We start from the raw sequence: 15,737 nt of genomic DNA on the forward strand, positions 1-15,737 counted from the left end.
ACCCTTAAAAACCGACGACCTCAGCCGCGAATTTCTTGCGACGAGAACGTTGATCCCGGTAATGAAAGAAGGTAGCTCTGGATGCCAGCCGTCAAAGTTAAAGAGAACGAACCCTTCGACGTAGCTCTGCGTCGTTTCAAGCGCTCCTGCGAAAAAGCCGGTGTACTGGCTGAAGTTCGTAGCCGCGAATTTTACGAGAAGCCAACTTCTGAGCGTAAGCGCAAAGCAGCAGCCGCTGTTAAGCGTCACGCGAAGAAAGTTCAGCGCGAACAGCGCCGCGCCGTTCGTCTGTACTAATACACAGACGTTCGTAGCAAGCTTCTGCCAAGCCCGGCCCTCAGCCGGGCTGTTGGCATTTGCGGATATCGCTTGATGCTTCACTGTTGACGCCGCACATGCGACCGATACAACTGCTTCACACGTCAGGACTGGCTCTTTTGCCAGCGTGCACGTCTCTTCTGACGAGCCTACCAAGGCTACTGACGAGCACACCCCCCTTTTCTTCCATGCCAAAGACTGACCAGAAACTAACGTCAGTGAATGTTCGGCAGATACACTTCAATGCAACCCAAGCAGACGATTGATGGTCGAGCCCTACGACACGTTGGCTTGAGCACTTCACGGGCCCTCATTTACACGCAGTGATGACGAGAACGCCATGGCCGGGCTTATTCCCCAGAGCTTTATTGACGACCTTCTGAACCGCACCGACATCGTCGATGTTGTCAGCTCGCGCGTGCAGCTGAAAAAAGCCGGCAAGAACTACACCGCCTGCTGCCCATTCCACAAAGAAAAAACCCCGTCGTTCAGCGTCAGCCCCGATAAGCAGTTCTATTACTGCTTCGGCTGCGGCGCGGGCGGCAATGCCCTCGGCTTCCTGATGGACCACGACAACCTGGACTTCCCCCAGGCTGTCGAAGACCTGGCCAAAGCCGCTGGCATGGAAATCCCCCGCGAAGAAAGTGGCCGCCCGCACAAACCGCGACAGCCTACTGATTCGCCGCTGTACCCGCTGCTGACAGCCGCTGCCGACTTTTACCGTCAGGCGCTTAAAAGCCATCCGCAGCGCAAAGCCGCCGTCGATTACCTCAAGGGCCGAGGCCTTACTGGGGAAATCGCCCGCGACTTCGGCCTCGGCTTCGCGCCGCCTGGCTGGGACAATCTCTACAAGCACCTGAGCAGCGACACCCTGCAGCAAAAAGCCATGATCGACGCTGGCCTGTTGGTGGAAAACGCCGAGACCGGCAAGCGCTACGACCGCTTTCGCGACCGGGTGATGTTCCCGATACGCGACAGCCGCGGCCGCATCATTGCCTTCGGTGGCCGCGTGCTGGGGGACGATAAACCCAAGTACCTGAACTCCCCGGAAACCCCGGTGTTCCACAAGGGCCAGGAACTCTACGGGCTGTTCGAAGCACGCAAAAACAATCGCAACCTCGATGAAATCATCGTGGTTGAGGGCTACATGGACGTGATCGCGCTAGCCCAACAAGGCTTGCGCAACGCCGTAGCCACGCTGGGTACAGCCACCAGCGAAGAACATTTGAAGCGTCTGTTCCGCGTGGTGCCGAGCGTGCTGTTCTGCTTCGACGGCGACCAAGCCGGCCGCAACGCTGCATGGCGCGCCCTCGAAGCCACGCTATCGAGCCTGCAGGACGGGCGTCGCGCGCGCTTCCTGTTCCTGCCCGAAGGCGAAGACCCGGACACCCTGGTGCGCTCCGAAGGCACCGACGCGTTCCGTGCGCGCATTAACCAACATGCGCAGCCGCTGGCCGATTATTTCTTCCAGCAACTGACCGAAGAAGCCGACCCGCGCTCCCTCGAAGGCAAGGCCCACATGGCCACCCTCGCGGCACCGCTGATCGACAAAGTGCCAGGCGCCAATTTGCGCACCCTGATGCGCCAGCGCTTGCTGGAAATCACCGGCCTGAGTGGCGAAGCGGTCAGCCAGCTGGTGCACAGCGCACCGCAGGATGCGCCGCCACCGGCCTACGACCCAGGCATGGATTACGACGCCATGCCGGACTATTCCGACTTCCACCAACCGCAGGAGGCCTACGCCCCCCAGCAAGAGTGGACACCGAAAAAGCCCGGCGCCGGCGGCAAGCAATGGGATAAGAAACCCTGGAGCAAGAACGGCAAGCGCGGTGACCGCGATGAGGCATACGCCCCGCGCACGCCGGTCGCCGTAGAAGCACCAACGCTGATTGCCCTGCGCACACTTATCCATCACCCGCAATTGGCGGGCAAGGTTGAAAGCGCCGATCATTTTGCCAACGAGAGCAATACTTATGCACAGGTGCTGATCGCGCTGATCGAAGCCGTGCAGAAAAATCCTAAGCTAAACTCTATTCAGCTCATGGCTCGCTGGCATGGCACCGAACAAGGCCGATTGTTGAAAGCACTCGCAGAAAAGGAGTGGCTAATTGACGGCGATAACCTTGAACAACAGTTTTTAGACACCATTACTAGGTTATCAGCGGGTCAGCACACGCAGACCCTCGATGAGCTCATTAAGAGAGCAAGGCAGCCGGGATTAACGGCTGAAGAGCAAATTCAGATAGCAAAACAGATGCGCGACCTCTTAAAACAGAATGTTTCCGCATCAAACCCGACCTCAGCTGGCGTGTGAGGTCATAGCTCGGGTATAATCCTCGGCTTGTTTTTTGCCCGCCAAGACCTTCAGTGGATAGGGTGTTATGTCCGGAAAAGCGCAACAGCAGTCTCGTATCAAAGAGTTGATCACCCTGGGTCGTGAGCAGAAGTATCTGACTTACGCAGAGGTCAACGACCACCTGCCTGAGGATATTTCAGATCCAGAGCAGGTGGAAGACATCATCCGCATGATTAATGACATGGGGATCCCCGTACACGAGAGTGCTCCGGATGCGGACGCCCTTATGTTGGCCGACGCCGATACCGACGAGGCAGCCGCTGAAGAAGCCGCTGCCGCGTTGGCCGCGGTGGAGACCGACATCGGTCGCACGACTGACCCTGTGCGCATGTATATGCGTGAAATGGGTACCGTCGAGTTGCTGACACGTGAAGGCGAAATCGAAATCGCCAAGCGTATTGAAGAGGGTATCCGTGAAGTGATGGGCGCAATCGCGCACTTCCCTGGCACGGTTGACCACATTCTCTCCGAGTACACTCGCGTCACCACCGAAGGTGGCCGCCTGTCCGACGTCCTGAGCGGTTATATCGACCCGGACGACGGCATCGCGCCGCCTGCTGCCGAAGTACCGCCGCCTGTCGATGCCAAAGCCGCGAAAGCGGACGATGACTCCGACGACGACGAGGCTGAAGCCAGCACCGACGACGAAGAAGAAGTCGAAAGCGGTCCAGACCCGATCATCGCTGCCCAGCGTTTCGGTGCGGTTTCCGATCAAATGGAAATCACCCGCAAGGCACTGAAAAAGCACGGTCGCTCCAACAAGCTGGCAATTGCCGAGCTGCTGGCGCTGGCTGAGCTGTTCATGCCGATCAAGCTGGTACCGAAGCAATTCGAAGGCCTGGTTGAGCGCGTTCGTAGCGCCCTTGAGCGTCTGCGTGCACAAGAGCGTGCGATCATGCAGCTCTGTGTCCGTGATGCGCGCATGCCGCGTGCTGACTTCCTGCGCCAGTTCCCGGGCAATGAAGTTGACGAAAGCTGGTCTGACGCACTGGCCAAAGGCAAGGCGAAGTACGCTGAAGCCATTGGCCGCCTGCAGCCGGACATCATCCGTTGCCAGCAGAAGCTGCAAGCATTGGAGACCGAAACCGGTCTGACGATTGCCGAGATCAAGGATATCAACCGTCGCATGTCGATCGGTGAGGCTAAAGCCCGCCGCGCGAAGAAAGAGATGGTTGAAGCGAACTTGCGTCTGGTGATCTCCATCGCCAAGAAGTACACCAACCGTGGCCTGCAATTCCTCGACCTGATCCAGGAAGGCAACATCGGCTTGATGAAGGCTGTGGACAAGTTCGAATACCGTCGCGGCTACAAGTTCTCGACTTATGCCACCTGGTGGATCCGTCAGGCGATCACTCGCTCGATTGCCGACCAGGCCCGCACCATCCGTATTCCGGTGCACATGATCGAGACGATCAACAAGCTCAACCGTATTTCCCGGCAGATGTTGCAGGAAATGGGTCGCGAGCCGACCCCGGAAGAGCTGGGCGAACGCATGGAAATGCCTGAGGATAAAATCCGCAAGGTATTGAAGATCGCTAAAGAGCCGATCTCCATGGAAACCCCGATCGGTGATGACGAAGACTCCCACCTGGGTGACTTCATCGAAGACTCGACCATGCAGTCGCCAATCGATGTCGCCACTGTTGAGAGCCTCAAAGAAGCGACTCGCGACGTACTCTCCGGCCTCACTGCCCGTGAAGCCAAGGTACTGCGCATGCGTTTCGGCATCGACATGAATACCGACCACACCCTTGAGGAAGTCGGTAAGCAGTTTGACGTGACCCGCGAGCGGATCCGTCAGATCGAAGCCAAGGCGCTGCGCAAGTTGCGCCACCCGACGCGAAGCGAGCATCTGCGCTCCTTCCTCGACGAGTGATAACAGAACCCCCGGCCCAGGCCGGGGGTTTTGCTTTCTATAGACGGCTTTTTTCCATAGATAAACCTCCCCGCAATACCCCTCCCCCGCAATGCCCGTCTACACTCGAACCATTCCCCGTGCCATAACGAGACCGTTATGCCCAGATTGCCGACTGTGTTGCTGCTGTCGCTGCTGACCTGGACCGCAACGGCTGGCGCGTTGACGCTTTCTGATGATGAGCGTGCCTGGCTGTCGGACCATCAGGAGCTGCGGCTGGGAGTGGATGCGTCTTGGCCACCCTTCGAATACCGTGACGAAAATGGCCGCTACCAAGGCCTGGCAGCCGATTACGTGCGCCTGATCCAGGATCGCCTGGGTGTCAGGATCAAGCTGATAGAGCCACCCAGTTGGGGGGCTGTGCTGGAACTCGCCCGCACCAACCAGCTCGATCTTATCTCTAGCATCATGTCGACGCCCGAACGGCAGAATTATCTAGCATTCACGCGCCCTTACATTGACTTCCCAATGGTCATTCTTGCCCACGAAGGTGGCCCACGACCGCGAAACCTCAAGGACCTTTACGGTCTTAAAATCGCGGTGGTAGAGAACTACGCCCCCCACGAACTGCTGCGCACCCACCACCCAGATCTCAATCTGGTCGCCCTGCCCAACGTCAGCTCAACGTTGCAGGCCCTGGCAACCGGCGAAGTGGACGCCGTGGTCAGCGACCTGGCCTCCAGTGTCTGGAGCCTGCGCGAACTGAAGCTGGATGGCCTGTACGTCAGTGGCGAAACGCCGTATCGCTATCAATTGGCGATGGGCGTGCCGCGTGATGACAAGATGCTGGTGGGCATACTCGATAAAGTCCTCGCCGACCTCAGCCCGGATGAAACCAGCGCCATTCAGCAACATTGGGTCGGCAGCTTCACCGATAACCGCACGTTCTGGACAGACCTGCTGCTATACGGGCTGCCCGCCGTACTGCTGTTGGTCACCGTATTGGCCATCGTGATTCGGATCAATCGTCGCCTCAGCTCAGAAATTTCCCGCAGGGTCGCCCTGGAGCAGGAACTGCGCAGCAGCGAATACCACTACCGCGGCCTGGTGGAGAGCCTGTCCGCCATCGCTTGGGAGTCCAACGTCACCGACTTCACCTACAGCTACGTGTCACCCCACGCCGAAGAACTACTGGGCTACCCCCGGGCCCATTGGCTGATCCCCGGGTTTTGGCGCAACATCATCCACCCTGCCGACCTCACCCGCACCGAAGCCTTTTGCATGCGCGAAACCCGCGCCAATCGCGACCACAGCGTCGACTACCGGGTAATCACCGCTGACGGCCGCTGCCTGTGGGTACGGGACATCGTCAGCTTGATCGAGCACGGGCATGAGCCGGTGCTGCGCGGTCTGATGATCGACATTAGCGAAGCCAAACGTACAGAAGAAGCCCTGCAACTGTCCGAGCAGAAGTTTGCCTCGGTGTTCCAGCAATGCCCCGACATCCTGGTGATCGCACGGCTGTCCGACGGCTGCCTGCTGGAGGTCAACAAGGCGTTTGAAGATCAGGTTGGCCTGCGCGCCGAAGATGTCGTCGGCAAAACGGGCACTGAGTTGAACATCTGGGGGATCAAAGGTATTGGCCCGGATTTGCTGCAACGCGTACAGACGTCCAGCATTCGCAACCTGGAGATGCCTTTTCTGCGCAGCAACGGCCAAGCCTTTACCGGCCTGATTTCCGCCGAGCCGTTCCAACTCGACACTATTGAAGCCATCGTAGTGGTGGTGCGCGATATCTCCCAGCTCAAGGAAACCCAGCAGCAGCTGCAAACCTCCGAAGAAAAATTCGCCAAGGCCTTCCATGCCTCTCCGGACGGTTTGCTGCTGAGCCGCCAGAGTGATGGCCTGCTGATAGAAGTGAACGATGGCTTCAGCCGTATAACCGGCTTCACCAGTGCAACCTCCCTCGACCAATCGGCGTTGGACCTGGGCATCTGGGTCGACCTCAACGAACGCAAACACATGCTGGAGCTGATGCAGCGCGATGGCTTCGTTCGCGACTTCATCTGCCATATCCGCCGCAGTGATGGGCAAATTCGGCTCTGTGAACTGTCCAGCCGCCCACTGCCTATTGGCGATGACGACTGCATGCTGACCATCGCCCGTGATATCACCGAACGCCAGTTAATGCAGGAAAAACTGCAACAGGCCGCCACCGTATTCGAAAGCACCGCCGAAGGCGTGCTGATCACCGACACCCGGCAGAACATCAGCGCCGTCAACCGCGCCTTCAGCGAGATCACCGGCTACAGCGAAGCCGAAGCCCTCGGCCATACGCCGCGTCTGTTGGCCTCCGGGCTGCATGACAGCGCGTTCTACGCAGCGATGTGGCATCAGTTGACGGCCCAAGGGCACTGGCAGGGCGAGATCTCCAACCGGCGTAAAAACGGTGAGTTGTACCCTAGCTGGCTGACCATCAGCGCCGTGCGCAATCGCGAGCAACTGATCACCCACTTCGTGGCCGTATTTGCCGACATCTCCAGCCTCAAGCTGGCCCAGGCTCGCCTCGACTATCAAGCGCACCACGACCCGCTGACCGGCCTGCCCAACCGCACACTGTTCGAAAGCCGCCTGCAATCGGCCCTCAACGGCCACCAGGAAACCGGCAAACAGGGTGCCGTCTTGTTTCTCGACCTGGACCGCTTCAAACACATCAACGACAGCCTTGGTCATCCGATTGGCGACCTATTGCTCAAAGACATCGCCGTGCGCCTCAAGGAACAATTGCGCGACATCGACACCGTGGCGCGCCTGGGTGGCGACGAGTTCATCATCCTACTCCCGGGCCTGCAACATGCCGGCGACGCTCAACACCTGGCGAACAAACTGCTGGCCTGCTTCACCCCGCCGTTCCAGGCGGGCGAGCATGAGTTCTTCATCAGCGCCAGCATCGGCACCAGCCTCTACCCCCAGGACGGTACCGACGTCGCCACCCTGGTCAAGAACGCCGATGCCGCGATGTACCGCTCCAAAGCCAAGGGCCGCAACCGGGTCGAATGCTACACCCAAGACCTCACCGCCCAGGCCAACGAGCGCGTGGCGCTGGAACATGAACTGCGCCGCGCCATCGAGCGCAACGAACTGAGCCTGTGCTATCAGCCCAAACTGAGCCTGATCACCCAAGAGCTGATCGGTGCCGAGGCGCTGATTCGCTGGCACCACCCCACCTTCGGCGACGTGCCGCCCGAACACTTCATCGCCCTGGCCGAAGAGAACGGCATGATCCTGCAGATTGGCGACTGGGTACTCGAACAAGCCTGCCAGCAAATGCACGCCTGGCAACGCGCCTTCGATGATTTCGGCACCCTCTCGGTCAACCTCGCCGGCGCACAACTGCGCCACCCCAACCTGCTCTCACGCATCGAACAGTTGTTGCGCGACTACCGCCTGGAGCCCGGCTGCCTGCAATTGGAAATCACCGAAAACTTCATCATGAGCCAAGCCGAAGAAGCGCTGGAGGTGCTGCACCAACTCAAACGCCTGGGCGTGCAATTGGCGATTGATGACTTCGGCACCGGCTACTCATCCCTCAGCTACCTCAAGCGCCTGCCGCTGGACTTCCTCAAGATTGACCAATCCTTCGTCCGCGGCCTGCCCGACGACCCCCATGACGCCGCCATCGTGCGCGCCATCATCGCCCTGGGCCACAGCATGCAATTCACCATCATCGCCGAGGGCGTGGAGAACCCCGCACAACAAGCCTTCCTGGCCGCCGAAGGCTGCGAACAGATGCAAGGCTACATCGTCAGCCTGCCCATGCCGCCCGAGCTTTTTGCGGCTACCTTCCTTCGTAGGCGTGTTGAGGATTTTTCGGATAGCACAGCGGGTAAACCATCGCTATAATCCGCGACCAGATAAGGGCCTATAGCTCAGTTGGTCAGAGCAGAGGACTCATAATCCTTTGGTCCACGGTTCAAGTCCGTGTGGGCCCACCAAACAAGAAAGCCGCGCATTGCGCGGCTTTCGTGTGTCTGGCCACTTCACTTCGCAAACAACTGCCCGATATCCCTGAACGCCTTGAACTCCAGCGCATTCCCGCACGGGTCAAACAGAAACAACGTCGCCTGCTCCCCCACCTGCCCCTTGAATCGAATGTGCGGCTCCAGCACGAATTTCGTCTGCCGCGCCTGCAAGCGTTCGGCCAGCGCATGCCAATCATCCCAACCCAGCACCACGCCAAAATGCGGTACGGGCACATCGTGGCCGTCCACGGCGTTGGTATGTGCTGAATCTTGGGATGCGGTTTTCGGGTGTTCGTGAATAACCAACTGGTGCCCAAAAAAGTTGAAGTCGACCCAATGGTCGCTGGAGCGGCCCTCTTCCAGGCCAAAGACGTCACCGTAGAAGTGCCGTGCAGCGGCCAGGTCGTATACCGGGATTGCCAGGTGAAAAGGCGCGAGTGTCATCAGGTCTAACCTCTGGGGGCATTAAGTACTTCGAGTCTAGCCTTGCTTGCTTCGATGAAAAGACGATAGTTTTTGCGCCGAGCTCAAATTATTTCGATCAGTCGGGACGCCTATGCTGCGGGAATTGAAGACCTTTATCGCGGTAACCCGCCACGGCACGTTCGCGGCGGCGGGCATGCATATCGGGCTGACGCAGTCGGCGGTGAGTGCGCAGATCCGGCAGTTGGAGCAGGCCCTTGGCGTGCAGTTGTTCGACCGCACCGGGCGTCAGGCCACGCTGAATGCCGCCGGTTTGCGGGCCTTGCCTCTGGCCAAGGAGATCCTGGAGACCTTTAACCGCATGGCGGTCCCGGTAGACGCCAACGAATACCGTGGCGAACTGAAGGTCGGCGCCATCGGCACCGCGCAAACCGGCCTGCTGCCTCAGGCGTTGCTGCGTTTGCGCCTGGCTGCACCGGCCGTGGAGTGCAAGCTGGTGCCGGGCGTGTCCCTGGAACTATTGAGCCAGGTCGACGCCGGCGAGTTGGACTCGGCAATCATCATCCGCCCGCCCTTTGATCTGCCCAAGGAGTTGCATGTGCAGGAGGTGCGCAAAGAACCCTTTGTGCTGATCGTGCCCGACTCGATGGTGGGCAACGACCCCTCGCACTTGCTCAACACTCAACCCCACGTGCGCTACGACCGTGCCTCGTTTGGCGGTCGCTTGGTCAGCCGCTTCTTGCGGGAGCAACGGCTTGATGTACAGGTGGCACTGGAGTTGGATGAACTGGAAGCCATCGTCAAGATGGTGGAATGTGGCCTGGGGGTTTCGCTGATTCCTCAAGCTGGCCTGTGGCTTGAACATTCACCGAAGGTGCGAATCATCCCGCTGGGCAGTCTGACGTTTTACCGTGAGATCATCCTGCTCAGTCGCTACAGCCAACGCCATTTGCCGGTGCCGCAACTGTTTGCCCGCTGCCTGCTGGCCGATACAAGCCTGTAACATGCCTGCCCATTGCCGCCCGTATCGGAGCTTCCCTTGCCCGTCCTAGATGAAATCGACCGTCAACTGATTGCAGCCTTGCAGATCAACGCCCGTGAAAGCGTGGCCATGCTCGCCCGGCAGTTGGGGATCGCGCGCACTACGGTGACGTCGCGTCTGGCTCGGCTGGAAAAAACCCAGGTGATCACCGGCTATGGCGTGCGCCTTGGCCAACGTGTCGTCGACGGCGGTTTGCAGGCCTATGTGGGCATTACCGTGCAAGCGCGCTCGGGCAAGGAAGTGCTGCGCAGGCTCAGTGCCATGGCGCAGGTCCAGCAGTTGTGCGCCGTCAGCGGAGAGTTCGATTACGTGGCCTGGCTGCGCACCGATTCGCCGGAACAGCTTGATCAGCTGTTGGACCAGATCGGCAGCGTCGAGGGCGTGGAAAAAACCACCACCTCGATCATCCTCAGTAACAAATTGGATCGCGGCCAGCCAGTCTGACCACCAGTCTCGTCACTCTGACTAAAAACAATCCAATCCGACGACACTTTGCGTCTTATTAACGAACGCTACGCTCCCTAAACTGGCTGCCATCTTTTCCTATACTCAGCGGGTCGTGCCCCGCCGGGTATCCAGCAAGGTCAGCCATGAATACGTTCAACAAAAACAATCGCCACCCTGCAGACGGTAAAAAACCCATCACCATCTTTGGCCCGGACTTTCCGTTTGCCTTTGATGACTGGATTGAACACCCCGCCGGCCTGGGCAGTATTCCCGCCGTCAACCATGGCGCCGAAGTGGCGATCGTCGGCGCAGGCATCGCCGGCCTGGTGGCCGCCTATGAGTTGATGAAGCTGGGCCTCAAGCCAGTGGTGTACGAAGCTTCGAAGATGGGCGGTCGCCTGCGCTCACAGGCCTTTGAAGGCGCCGAGGGCATCATCGCAGAGCTGGGCGGCATGCGTTTTCCGGTGTCGTCCACGGCGTTTTACCACTACGTCGACAAGCTCGGCCTGGAAACCAAACCCTTCCCCAACCCGCTGACCCCGGCCTCTGGCAGCACGGTGATCGACCTCGAAGGCCAGACCCACTACGCGCAAAAACTCTCTGACCTGCCGGTGCTGTTCCAGGAAGTGGCCGACGCTTGGGCCGATGCACTGGAAGCCGGCTCGCAGTTCGGTGATATCCAGCAGGCCATCCGTGACCGTGACGTGCCGCGCCTCAAGGAGCTGTGGAATAAGCTCGTACCGCTGTGGGACGACCGCACCTTCTACGACTTTGTCGCTACCTCCAAAGCCTTCGCCAAATTGTCGTTCCTGCACCGCGAAGTGTTCGGCCAAGTGGGTTTCGGCACCGGCGGCTGGGACTCAGACTTCCCCAACTCGATGCTGGAAATCTTCCGCGTGGTGATGACCAACTGCGACGACCACCAACATCTGGTCGTCGGCGGTGTGGCGCAGGTGCCCATGGGCATCTGGCGTCATGTGCCGCAACGCTGCGCCCATTGGCCAGAGGGCACGAGCCTCAGCTCGTTGCACCGTGGTGCGCCACGGGCCGGTGTTAAACGTATCGCTCATGCCGCCGATGGCCGATTTGCCGTTACCGACAACTACGGCGACACCCGTGAATACGCGGCGGTACTGACCACCTGCCAAAGCTGGCTGCTGACCACCCAGATCGAATGCGATGAAAGCCTGTTCTCGCAAAAGATGTGGATGGCCCTGGACCGCACGCGCTACATGCAATCATCCAAGACCTTCGTAATGGTCGACCGCCCGTTCTGGAAGGACAAAGACCCAGAAACCGGCCGCGACCTGATGAGCATGACCCTCACCGATCGCCTGACCCGTGGCACCTACCTGTTCGACAACGGCGACGACAAACCCGGCGTGATCTGCCTTTCGTATTCGTGGATGAGCGACGCGCTGAAAATGCTGCCGCAGCCCATCGATAAGCGCGTAAAACTGGCGCTGGATGCGTTGAAAAAGATCTACCCGAACGTCGACATCAAGGCGCGCATCATCGGCGACCCGATCACGGTGTCGTGGGAAGCCGACCCGCATTTCCTCGGGGCCTTCAAAGGCGCGCTGCCCGGTCACTATCGCTACAACCAGCGCATGTATGCGCACTTCATGCAGAAGGACATGCCCGCCGAACAACGTGGGATTTTCATCGCCGGTGACGACGTCTCATGGACCCCAGCCTGGGTCGAAGGCGCGGTGCAGACCTCGCTGAATGCGGTATGGGGCATCATGACCCACTTCGGTGGCAGCACTCACCCAGAGAACCCAGGGCCTGGCGATGTCTTCGATGAAATCGGCCCAATCGCCCTGCCCGAGTAAGGAGTTGACCATGCGTGTCGCCCTGTACCAATGCCCGCCGTTACCGTTGGATGTGGCCGGCAACCTCACACGCCTGCATCAACTGGTGCATGAAGCGTCGGATGCCGACGTGCTGGTGCTGCCAGAGATGTTCCTCACCGGCTATAACATTGGCACCGAAGCCGTGGGGGCTTTGGCTGAGGCGCAGGACGGTCCCAGCGCGCAAGCCATTGCTGAACTGGCGCAAAGTGCTGGCTTGGCAATTGTGTACGGCTACCCGGAGCGAGCCGAGGACGGGCAGGTCTACAACGCCGTGCAGTTGATCGACGCCCATGGCCAGCGCCTGTGCAACTACCGCAAGACTCACCTGTTTGGCGATCTTGACCACTCAATGTTCAGTGCCGGCGACGATGATTTCCCGCTGGTAGAGCTCAACGGCTGGAAACTCGGCCTGCTGATCTGCTACGACCTGGAGTTCCCGGAAAACACCCGCCGCCTGGCCCTGGCCGGTGCCGAGCTGATCCTGGTGCCCACCGCCAATATGGTGCCCTTCGACTTTGTGGCGGACGTCACCGTGCGGGCGCGGGCCTTCGAAAATCAGTGCTACGTGGCCTACGCCAATTACTGCGGGCACGAAGGCGACATTCACTACTGCGGGCAAAGCAGCATCGCCGCGCCGAATGGCCAGCGCATTGCCCAGGCAGGCCTGGACGAAGCGTTGATCGTCGGCACATTGGATCGCCAATCGATCCACGATGCCCGTGCCGCCAATCACTACCTGCAAGAGCGACGCCCCGAGCTCTACGGCGCACTGCACAAGCCCTGACCCAGCGGGTTTGTTAGCATAGGCGCTTCCTACGTTTTGGAAGTGCCCATGCCTGCGCCGGCCCACCCTCATCACCTTCACCTGACCCTGGCCAACGGCCTGCGGGTTTCCCTGCGTCACGCGCCGCGTTTGAAGCGTTGCGCCGCTGTGTTACGCGTGGCTGCCGGTAGCCATGACGTGCCATTGGCCTGGCCGGGGTTGGCGCATTTTCTTGAGCATCTGCTGTTTCTGGGAACCGAACGGTTTCCTACAGGTGAAGGGTTGATGGCCTACGTGCAACGCGAGGGTGGCCAGGTCAATGCCAGCACCCGTGAGCGCACCACGGATTTCTTCTTTGAGCTGCCGGAGTCGACCTTCGCCGCTGGGTTGGAACGCTTGGCCGACATGCTGACCCATCCACGCTTGGCCGTGGAAGACCAACTGCGCGAACGGGAAGTGCTGCATGCAGAGTTTGTCGCCTGGTCCCAGGATGCCAAGGCGCAGCAGCAGGTTGCGTTGCTGCAAGGCCTGTGCGCCGATCACCCATTGCGAGGCTTTCATGCGGGTAACCGCGACAGCCTGCCCGTAGAGCGTGAGCCTTTTCAGCAGGCACTGCGGGAATTCCACCAGCAGTTCTACCAGAGCGGGCAGATGACCCTGAGCCTTGCCGGCCCACAGTCGCTGGAAGCGCTTGAAAGCCTGGCCCAGCAATTCAGCGCAGCACTCACCTGCGGCCCACAACGCCCACAAGCCGCACCACCAGCGTTAATGCCCGATCAGGCGCAACGTTATCAACACCTCGCGGGCAATCACCAGCATCACGTCATTACCTGCAACGCGCCCCGTGAAGCCCTTGAGTTCCTCTGCACCTGGCTTAACGCCTCGGCACCGGGCGGGCTGCTGGCTGAACTGCAAGCACAACAATTGGCCACTGCCTTGCACGCGAGCGTGGTGTATCACTACGCCGGGCAAGCGCTGCTGGATATCGACGTTACGCTCAGCGAACAAGGTCAATCGGCGACGCAGGTTGAGGCGCTGCTGTACGACTGGCTGAGCTTTTTCGCACGCAGCGAGTGGGCTTCATTACGGGAAGAGTTCGCCCTGCTGGCGGCTCGCCAACGACAAATCCAAGGGGCCCTCGCGTTGGCCCGAAATGACAGCGAAGACCTGTCGGGACAAGCCGTCGCAGCCCTCAAGGCCATGCTCGACGCCTTGCACCTGCCGCCACCACAGCAAACATGGCAGCTAACGCCGAGCAACCCCTTCCTACGCCCTGCGGCGACGCAAGAGCGCGCCGGCCTGATTCGCGGCCAGACCAGCGCCCACCGGGGCTTGCGCACTTTTGCCCAGGACCGTTCACGCGGACGCAAGGACGTCTCGGCGCTGACCTTCAGCCAAGCCTTGGCAACGGACGGCGATGAAGGTGCGCTGTACCTGCAATGGCGAGGTGCACCCTGCGGGCTGGAAGACGCATTGCAGCCGTTGCGCGAGCAGGTGCGCCAGGCAGGCGTCGAATTGTCGTTCGAAACCATCGGCCCTGATTGGCAAATAAAAATGGTCGGGCTGCACGAGCCGATGCCGGCGGTGCTGGAAGCGCTGGCGCAGCAGCTCACTCAAGCGCAGCCGGCGGTGCAAGCTTCGACACCCATGATCGCCATCCGTGAACTGCTCAAGGCGCTGGCGTCCTGTTGCGCGACAACTGCACGTCAGAGCGACGAAGGTTCGTGGGCCTCTGCACGCTGGCAGGGGTTGGGGCTGGGGTTTGCTGCCACGCTTGAAGCGGCGATCAAGACCGCAGCGGCCCGCCTGCCTGGGCAACCCACAAACGTAGAACACCGGTTACCCATCTTGAGTGGGCAACGTGTCTGGCACGGAGTGAAGACTGCTTCCCATGAAGCCGCGTTGTTGCTGTTTTGCCCAGCGCCTACCCAGACCCTTGCGGATGAAGCCGCGTGGCGACTGCTCGGGCACTTGTTGCAGGGGCCGTTCTATCAACGTCTGCGAGTTGAGCTGCAAATCGGCTACGCGGTTTTCAGCGGCATCCGACAGATCAACGGCCAAACCGGCCTGCTGTTTGGCGTGCAGTCCCCCAGCGTGCCGCTGGGCGGGATCGTTGATCACCTGCAAACCTTCCTGCAGCAATTGCCTGCGCTGATCACCGCCAGCGACATGGGCAACCTAACCCTGGCGCAACAGTTCTCGCCGCAGACGCTGCCCACCGCCCAAGTCGCCGAGCTGCTGTGGCATGCGCATTTGGCTGGCCATCCGTCGGATTACCTCGGCGAGCTTCAACCGTTGATCCAAACCCGTACTCAAGACGATTTGCAGCAGGCGGCCCAGCAACTGAACGACGCCACAGGCGGCTGGTATTGCATCGCCAACGGCCCGCGCATCTCGACTGCCTGGCAAGTGGGAGACTGATCATTGCCAACCCTGCAAAAGGCTTTTTCCACCGAGACAGCGCTAACTTGAGCAGAACTGAGTAATATTCACACGCACACATCTGAACATCTCCGACAGGAGGTGGACTATATGTATTACTTGGTAGTGAACGTCCCATCCCTTGGTAGGAGTAAGAATATGACCTGGTCCAAACCTGCTTACACTGATCTGCGTATCGGTTTCGAAGTCACCATGTACTTCGCCAGCCGTTAA

At 59.8% G+C, this 15,737-nt stretch carries 11 protein-coding genes and 1 tRNA gene; 11 read left to right on the forward strand and 1 reads right to left on the reverse strand.

The genetic code is table 11. The features are described 5' to 3' along the window. Positions 1-81: 81 nt before the first annotated feature. From rpsU to ICY20_RS05890, 5 genes are all read left to right on the forward strand, one after another. Entirely contained in the window at positions 82-297 is a 216-nt protein-coding gene (gene rpsU, locus ICY20_RS05870) for a 30S ribosomal protein S21 (RefSeq protein ID WP_002551877.1), read from the forward strand. 361 nt (positions 298-658) lie between these two features. After that, positions 659-2,632, forward strand: coding sequence for a DNA primase (dnaG, locus tag ICY20_RS05875; protein WP_194937119.1), 1,974 nt, complete (start codon positions 659-661; stop codon positions 2,630-2,632). 67 nt (positions 2,633-2,699) lie between these two features. Next, complete coding sequence (rpoD, locus tag ICY20_RS05880; protein WP_159961250.1) at positions 2,700-4,550, forward strand: RNA polymerase sigma factor RpoD; 1,851 nt, start codon at positions 2,700-2,702, stop codon at positions 4,548-4,550. Between the two features lie 138 nt (positions 4,551-4,688). Beyond that, the gene (locus ICY20_RS05885) at positions 4,689-8,432 is read left to right on the forward strand and encodes an EAL domain-containing protein (protein WP_194937120.1); all 3,744 of its coding nucleotides are present in this window, start codon (positions 4,689-4,691) and stop codon (positions 8,430-8,432) included. A 15-nt stretch (positions 8,433-8,447) separates the two neighbouring features. Continuing rightward, positions 8,448-8,524, forward strand: a tRNA-Ile gene (locus tag ICY20_RS05890). A 45-nt stretch (positions 8,525-8,569) separates the two neighbouring features. On the opposite strand, the gene ICY20_RS05895 is transcribed toward ICY20_RS05890, so the two are convergent. Continuing rightward, complete coding sequence (locus ICY20_RS05895; RefSeq protein ID WP_159961254.1) at positions 8,570-8,995, reverse strand: VOC family protein; 426 nt, start codon at positions 8,993-8,995, stop codon at positions 8,570-8,572. 112 nt (positions 8,996-9,107) lie between these two features. Here ICY20_RS05895 and ICY20_RS05900 point away from each other — a divergent pair, with 112 nt between their 5' ends. The 6 genes from ICY20_RS05900 (at position 9,108) to pqqA (ending at position 15,737) form a co-directional block, all read left to right on the forward strand. Then, positions 9,108-9,977, forward strand: a complete 870-nt coding sequence (locus ICY20_RS05900; protein WP_194937121.1) for a LysR family transcriptional regulator — start codon at positions 9,108-9,110, stop codon at positions 9,975-9,977. 36 nt (positions 9,978-10,013) lie between these two features. Beyond that, complete coding sequence (locus ICY20_RS05905; RefSeq protein ID WP_017138047.1) at positions 10,014-10,460, forward strand: Lrp/AsnC family transcriptional regulator; 447 nt, start codon at positions 10,014-10,016, stop codon at positions 10,458-10,460. Positions 10,461-10,606: 146 nt separating this feature from the next. After that, entirely contained in the window at positions 10,607-12,298 is a 1,692-nt protein-coding gene (locus tag ICY20_RS05910) for a flavin monoamine oxidase family protein (RefSeq protein WP_159961258.1), read from the forward strand. 10 nt (positions 12,299-12,308) lie between these two features. Then, the gene (locus tag ICY20_RS05915) at positions 12,309-13,103 is read left to right on the forward strand and encodes a carbon-nitrogen hydrolase family protein (protein ID WP_194937122.1); all 795 of its coding nucleotides are present in this window, start codon (positions 12,309-12,311) and stop codon (positions 13,101-13,103) included. A gap of 48 nt (positions 13,104-13,151) precedes the next feature. Further along, positions 13,152-15,503 carry a pyrroloquinoline quinone biosynthesis protein PqqF gene (pqqF, locus tag ICY20_RS05920; protein WP_194937123.1) on the forward strand — a complete coding sequence of 784 codons (2,352 nt, stop codon included), beginning with the start codon at positions 13,152-13,154 and terminating at the stop codon, positions 15,501-15,503. A gap of 159 nt (positions 15,504-15,662) precedes the next feature. Beyond that, positions 15,663-15,737, forward strand: coding sequence for a pyrroloquinoline quinone precursor peptide PqqA (gene pqqA / locus ICY20_RS05925; RefSeq protein ID WP_003194766.1), 75 nt, complete (start codon positions 15,663-15,665; stop codon positions 15,735-15,737).

It is taken from the genome of Pseudomonas pisciculturae, assembly GCF_015461805.1.
GTDB classification, from domain to species: domain Bacteria; phylum Pseudomonadota; class Gammaproteobacteria; order Pseudomonadales; family Pseudomonadaceae; genus Aquipseudomonas; species Aquipseudomonas pisciculturae.

Coding starts and splice junctions, on each gene's coding strand:
- ICY20_RS05910 (WP_159961258.1), top strand. CDS start 10,607: ATGAATACGTTCAACAAAAACAATCGCCACCCTGCAGACGGTAAAAAA.
- ICY20_RS05895 (WP_159961254.1), bottom strand. CDS start 8,995: ATGACACTCGCGCCTTTTCACCTGGCAATCCCGGTATACGACCTGGCC.
- ICY20_RS05915 (WP_194937122.1), top strand. CDS start 12,309: ATGCGTGTCGCCCTGTACCAATGCCCGCCGTTACCGTTGGATGTGGCC.
- ICY20_RS05900 (WP_194937121.1), top strand. CDS start 9,108: ATGCTGCGGGAATTGAAGACCTTTATCGCGGTAACCCGCCACGGCACG.
- pqqF (WP_194937123.1), top strand. CDS start 13,152: ATGCCTGCGCCGGCCCACCCTCATCACCTTCACCTGACCCTGGCCAAC.
- rpoD (WP_159961250.1), top strand. CDS start 2,700: ATGTCCGGAAAAGCGCAACAGCAGTCTCGTATCAAAGAGTTGATCACC.
- ICY20_RS05885 (WP_194937120.1), top strand. CDS start 4,689: ATGCCCAGATTGCCGACTGTGTTGCTGCTGTCGCTGCTGACCTGGACC.
- dnaG (WP_194937119.1), top strand. CDS start 659: ATGGCCGGGCTTATTCCCCAGAGCTTTATTGACGACCTTCTGAACCGC.
- rpsU (WP_002551877.1), top strand. CDS start 82: ATGCCAGCCGTCAAAGTTAAAGAGAACGAACCCTTCGACGTAGCTCTG.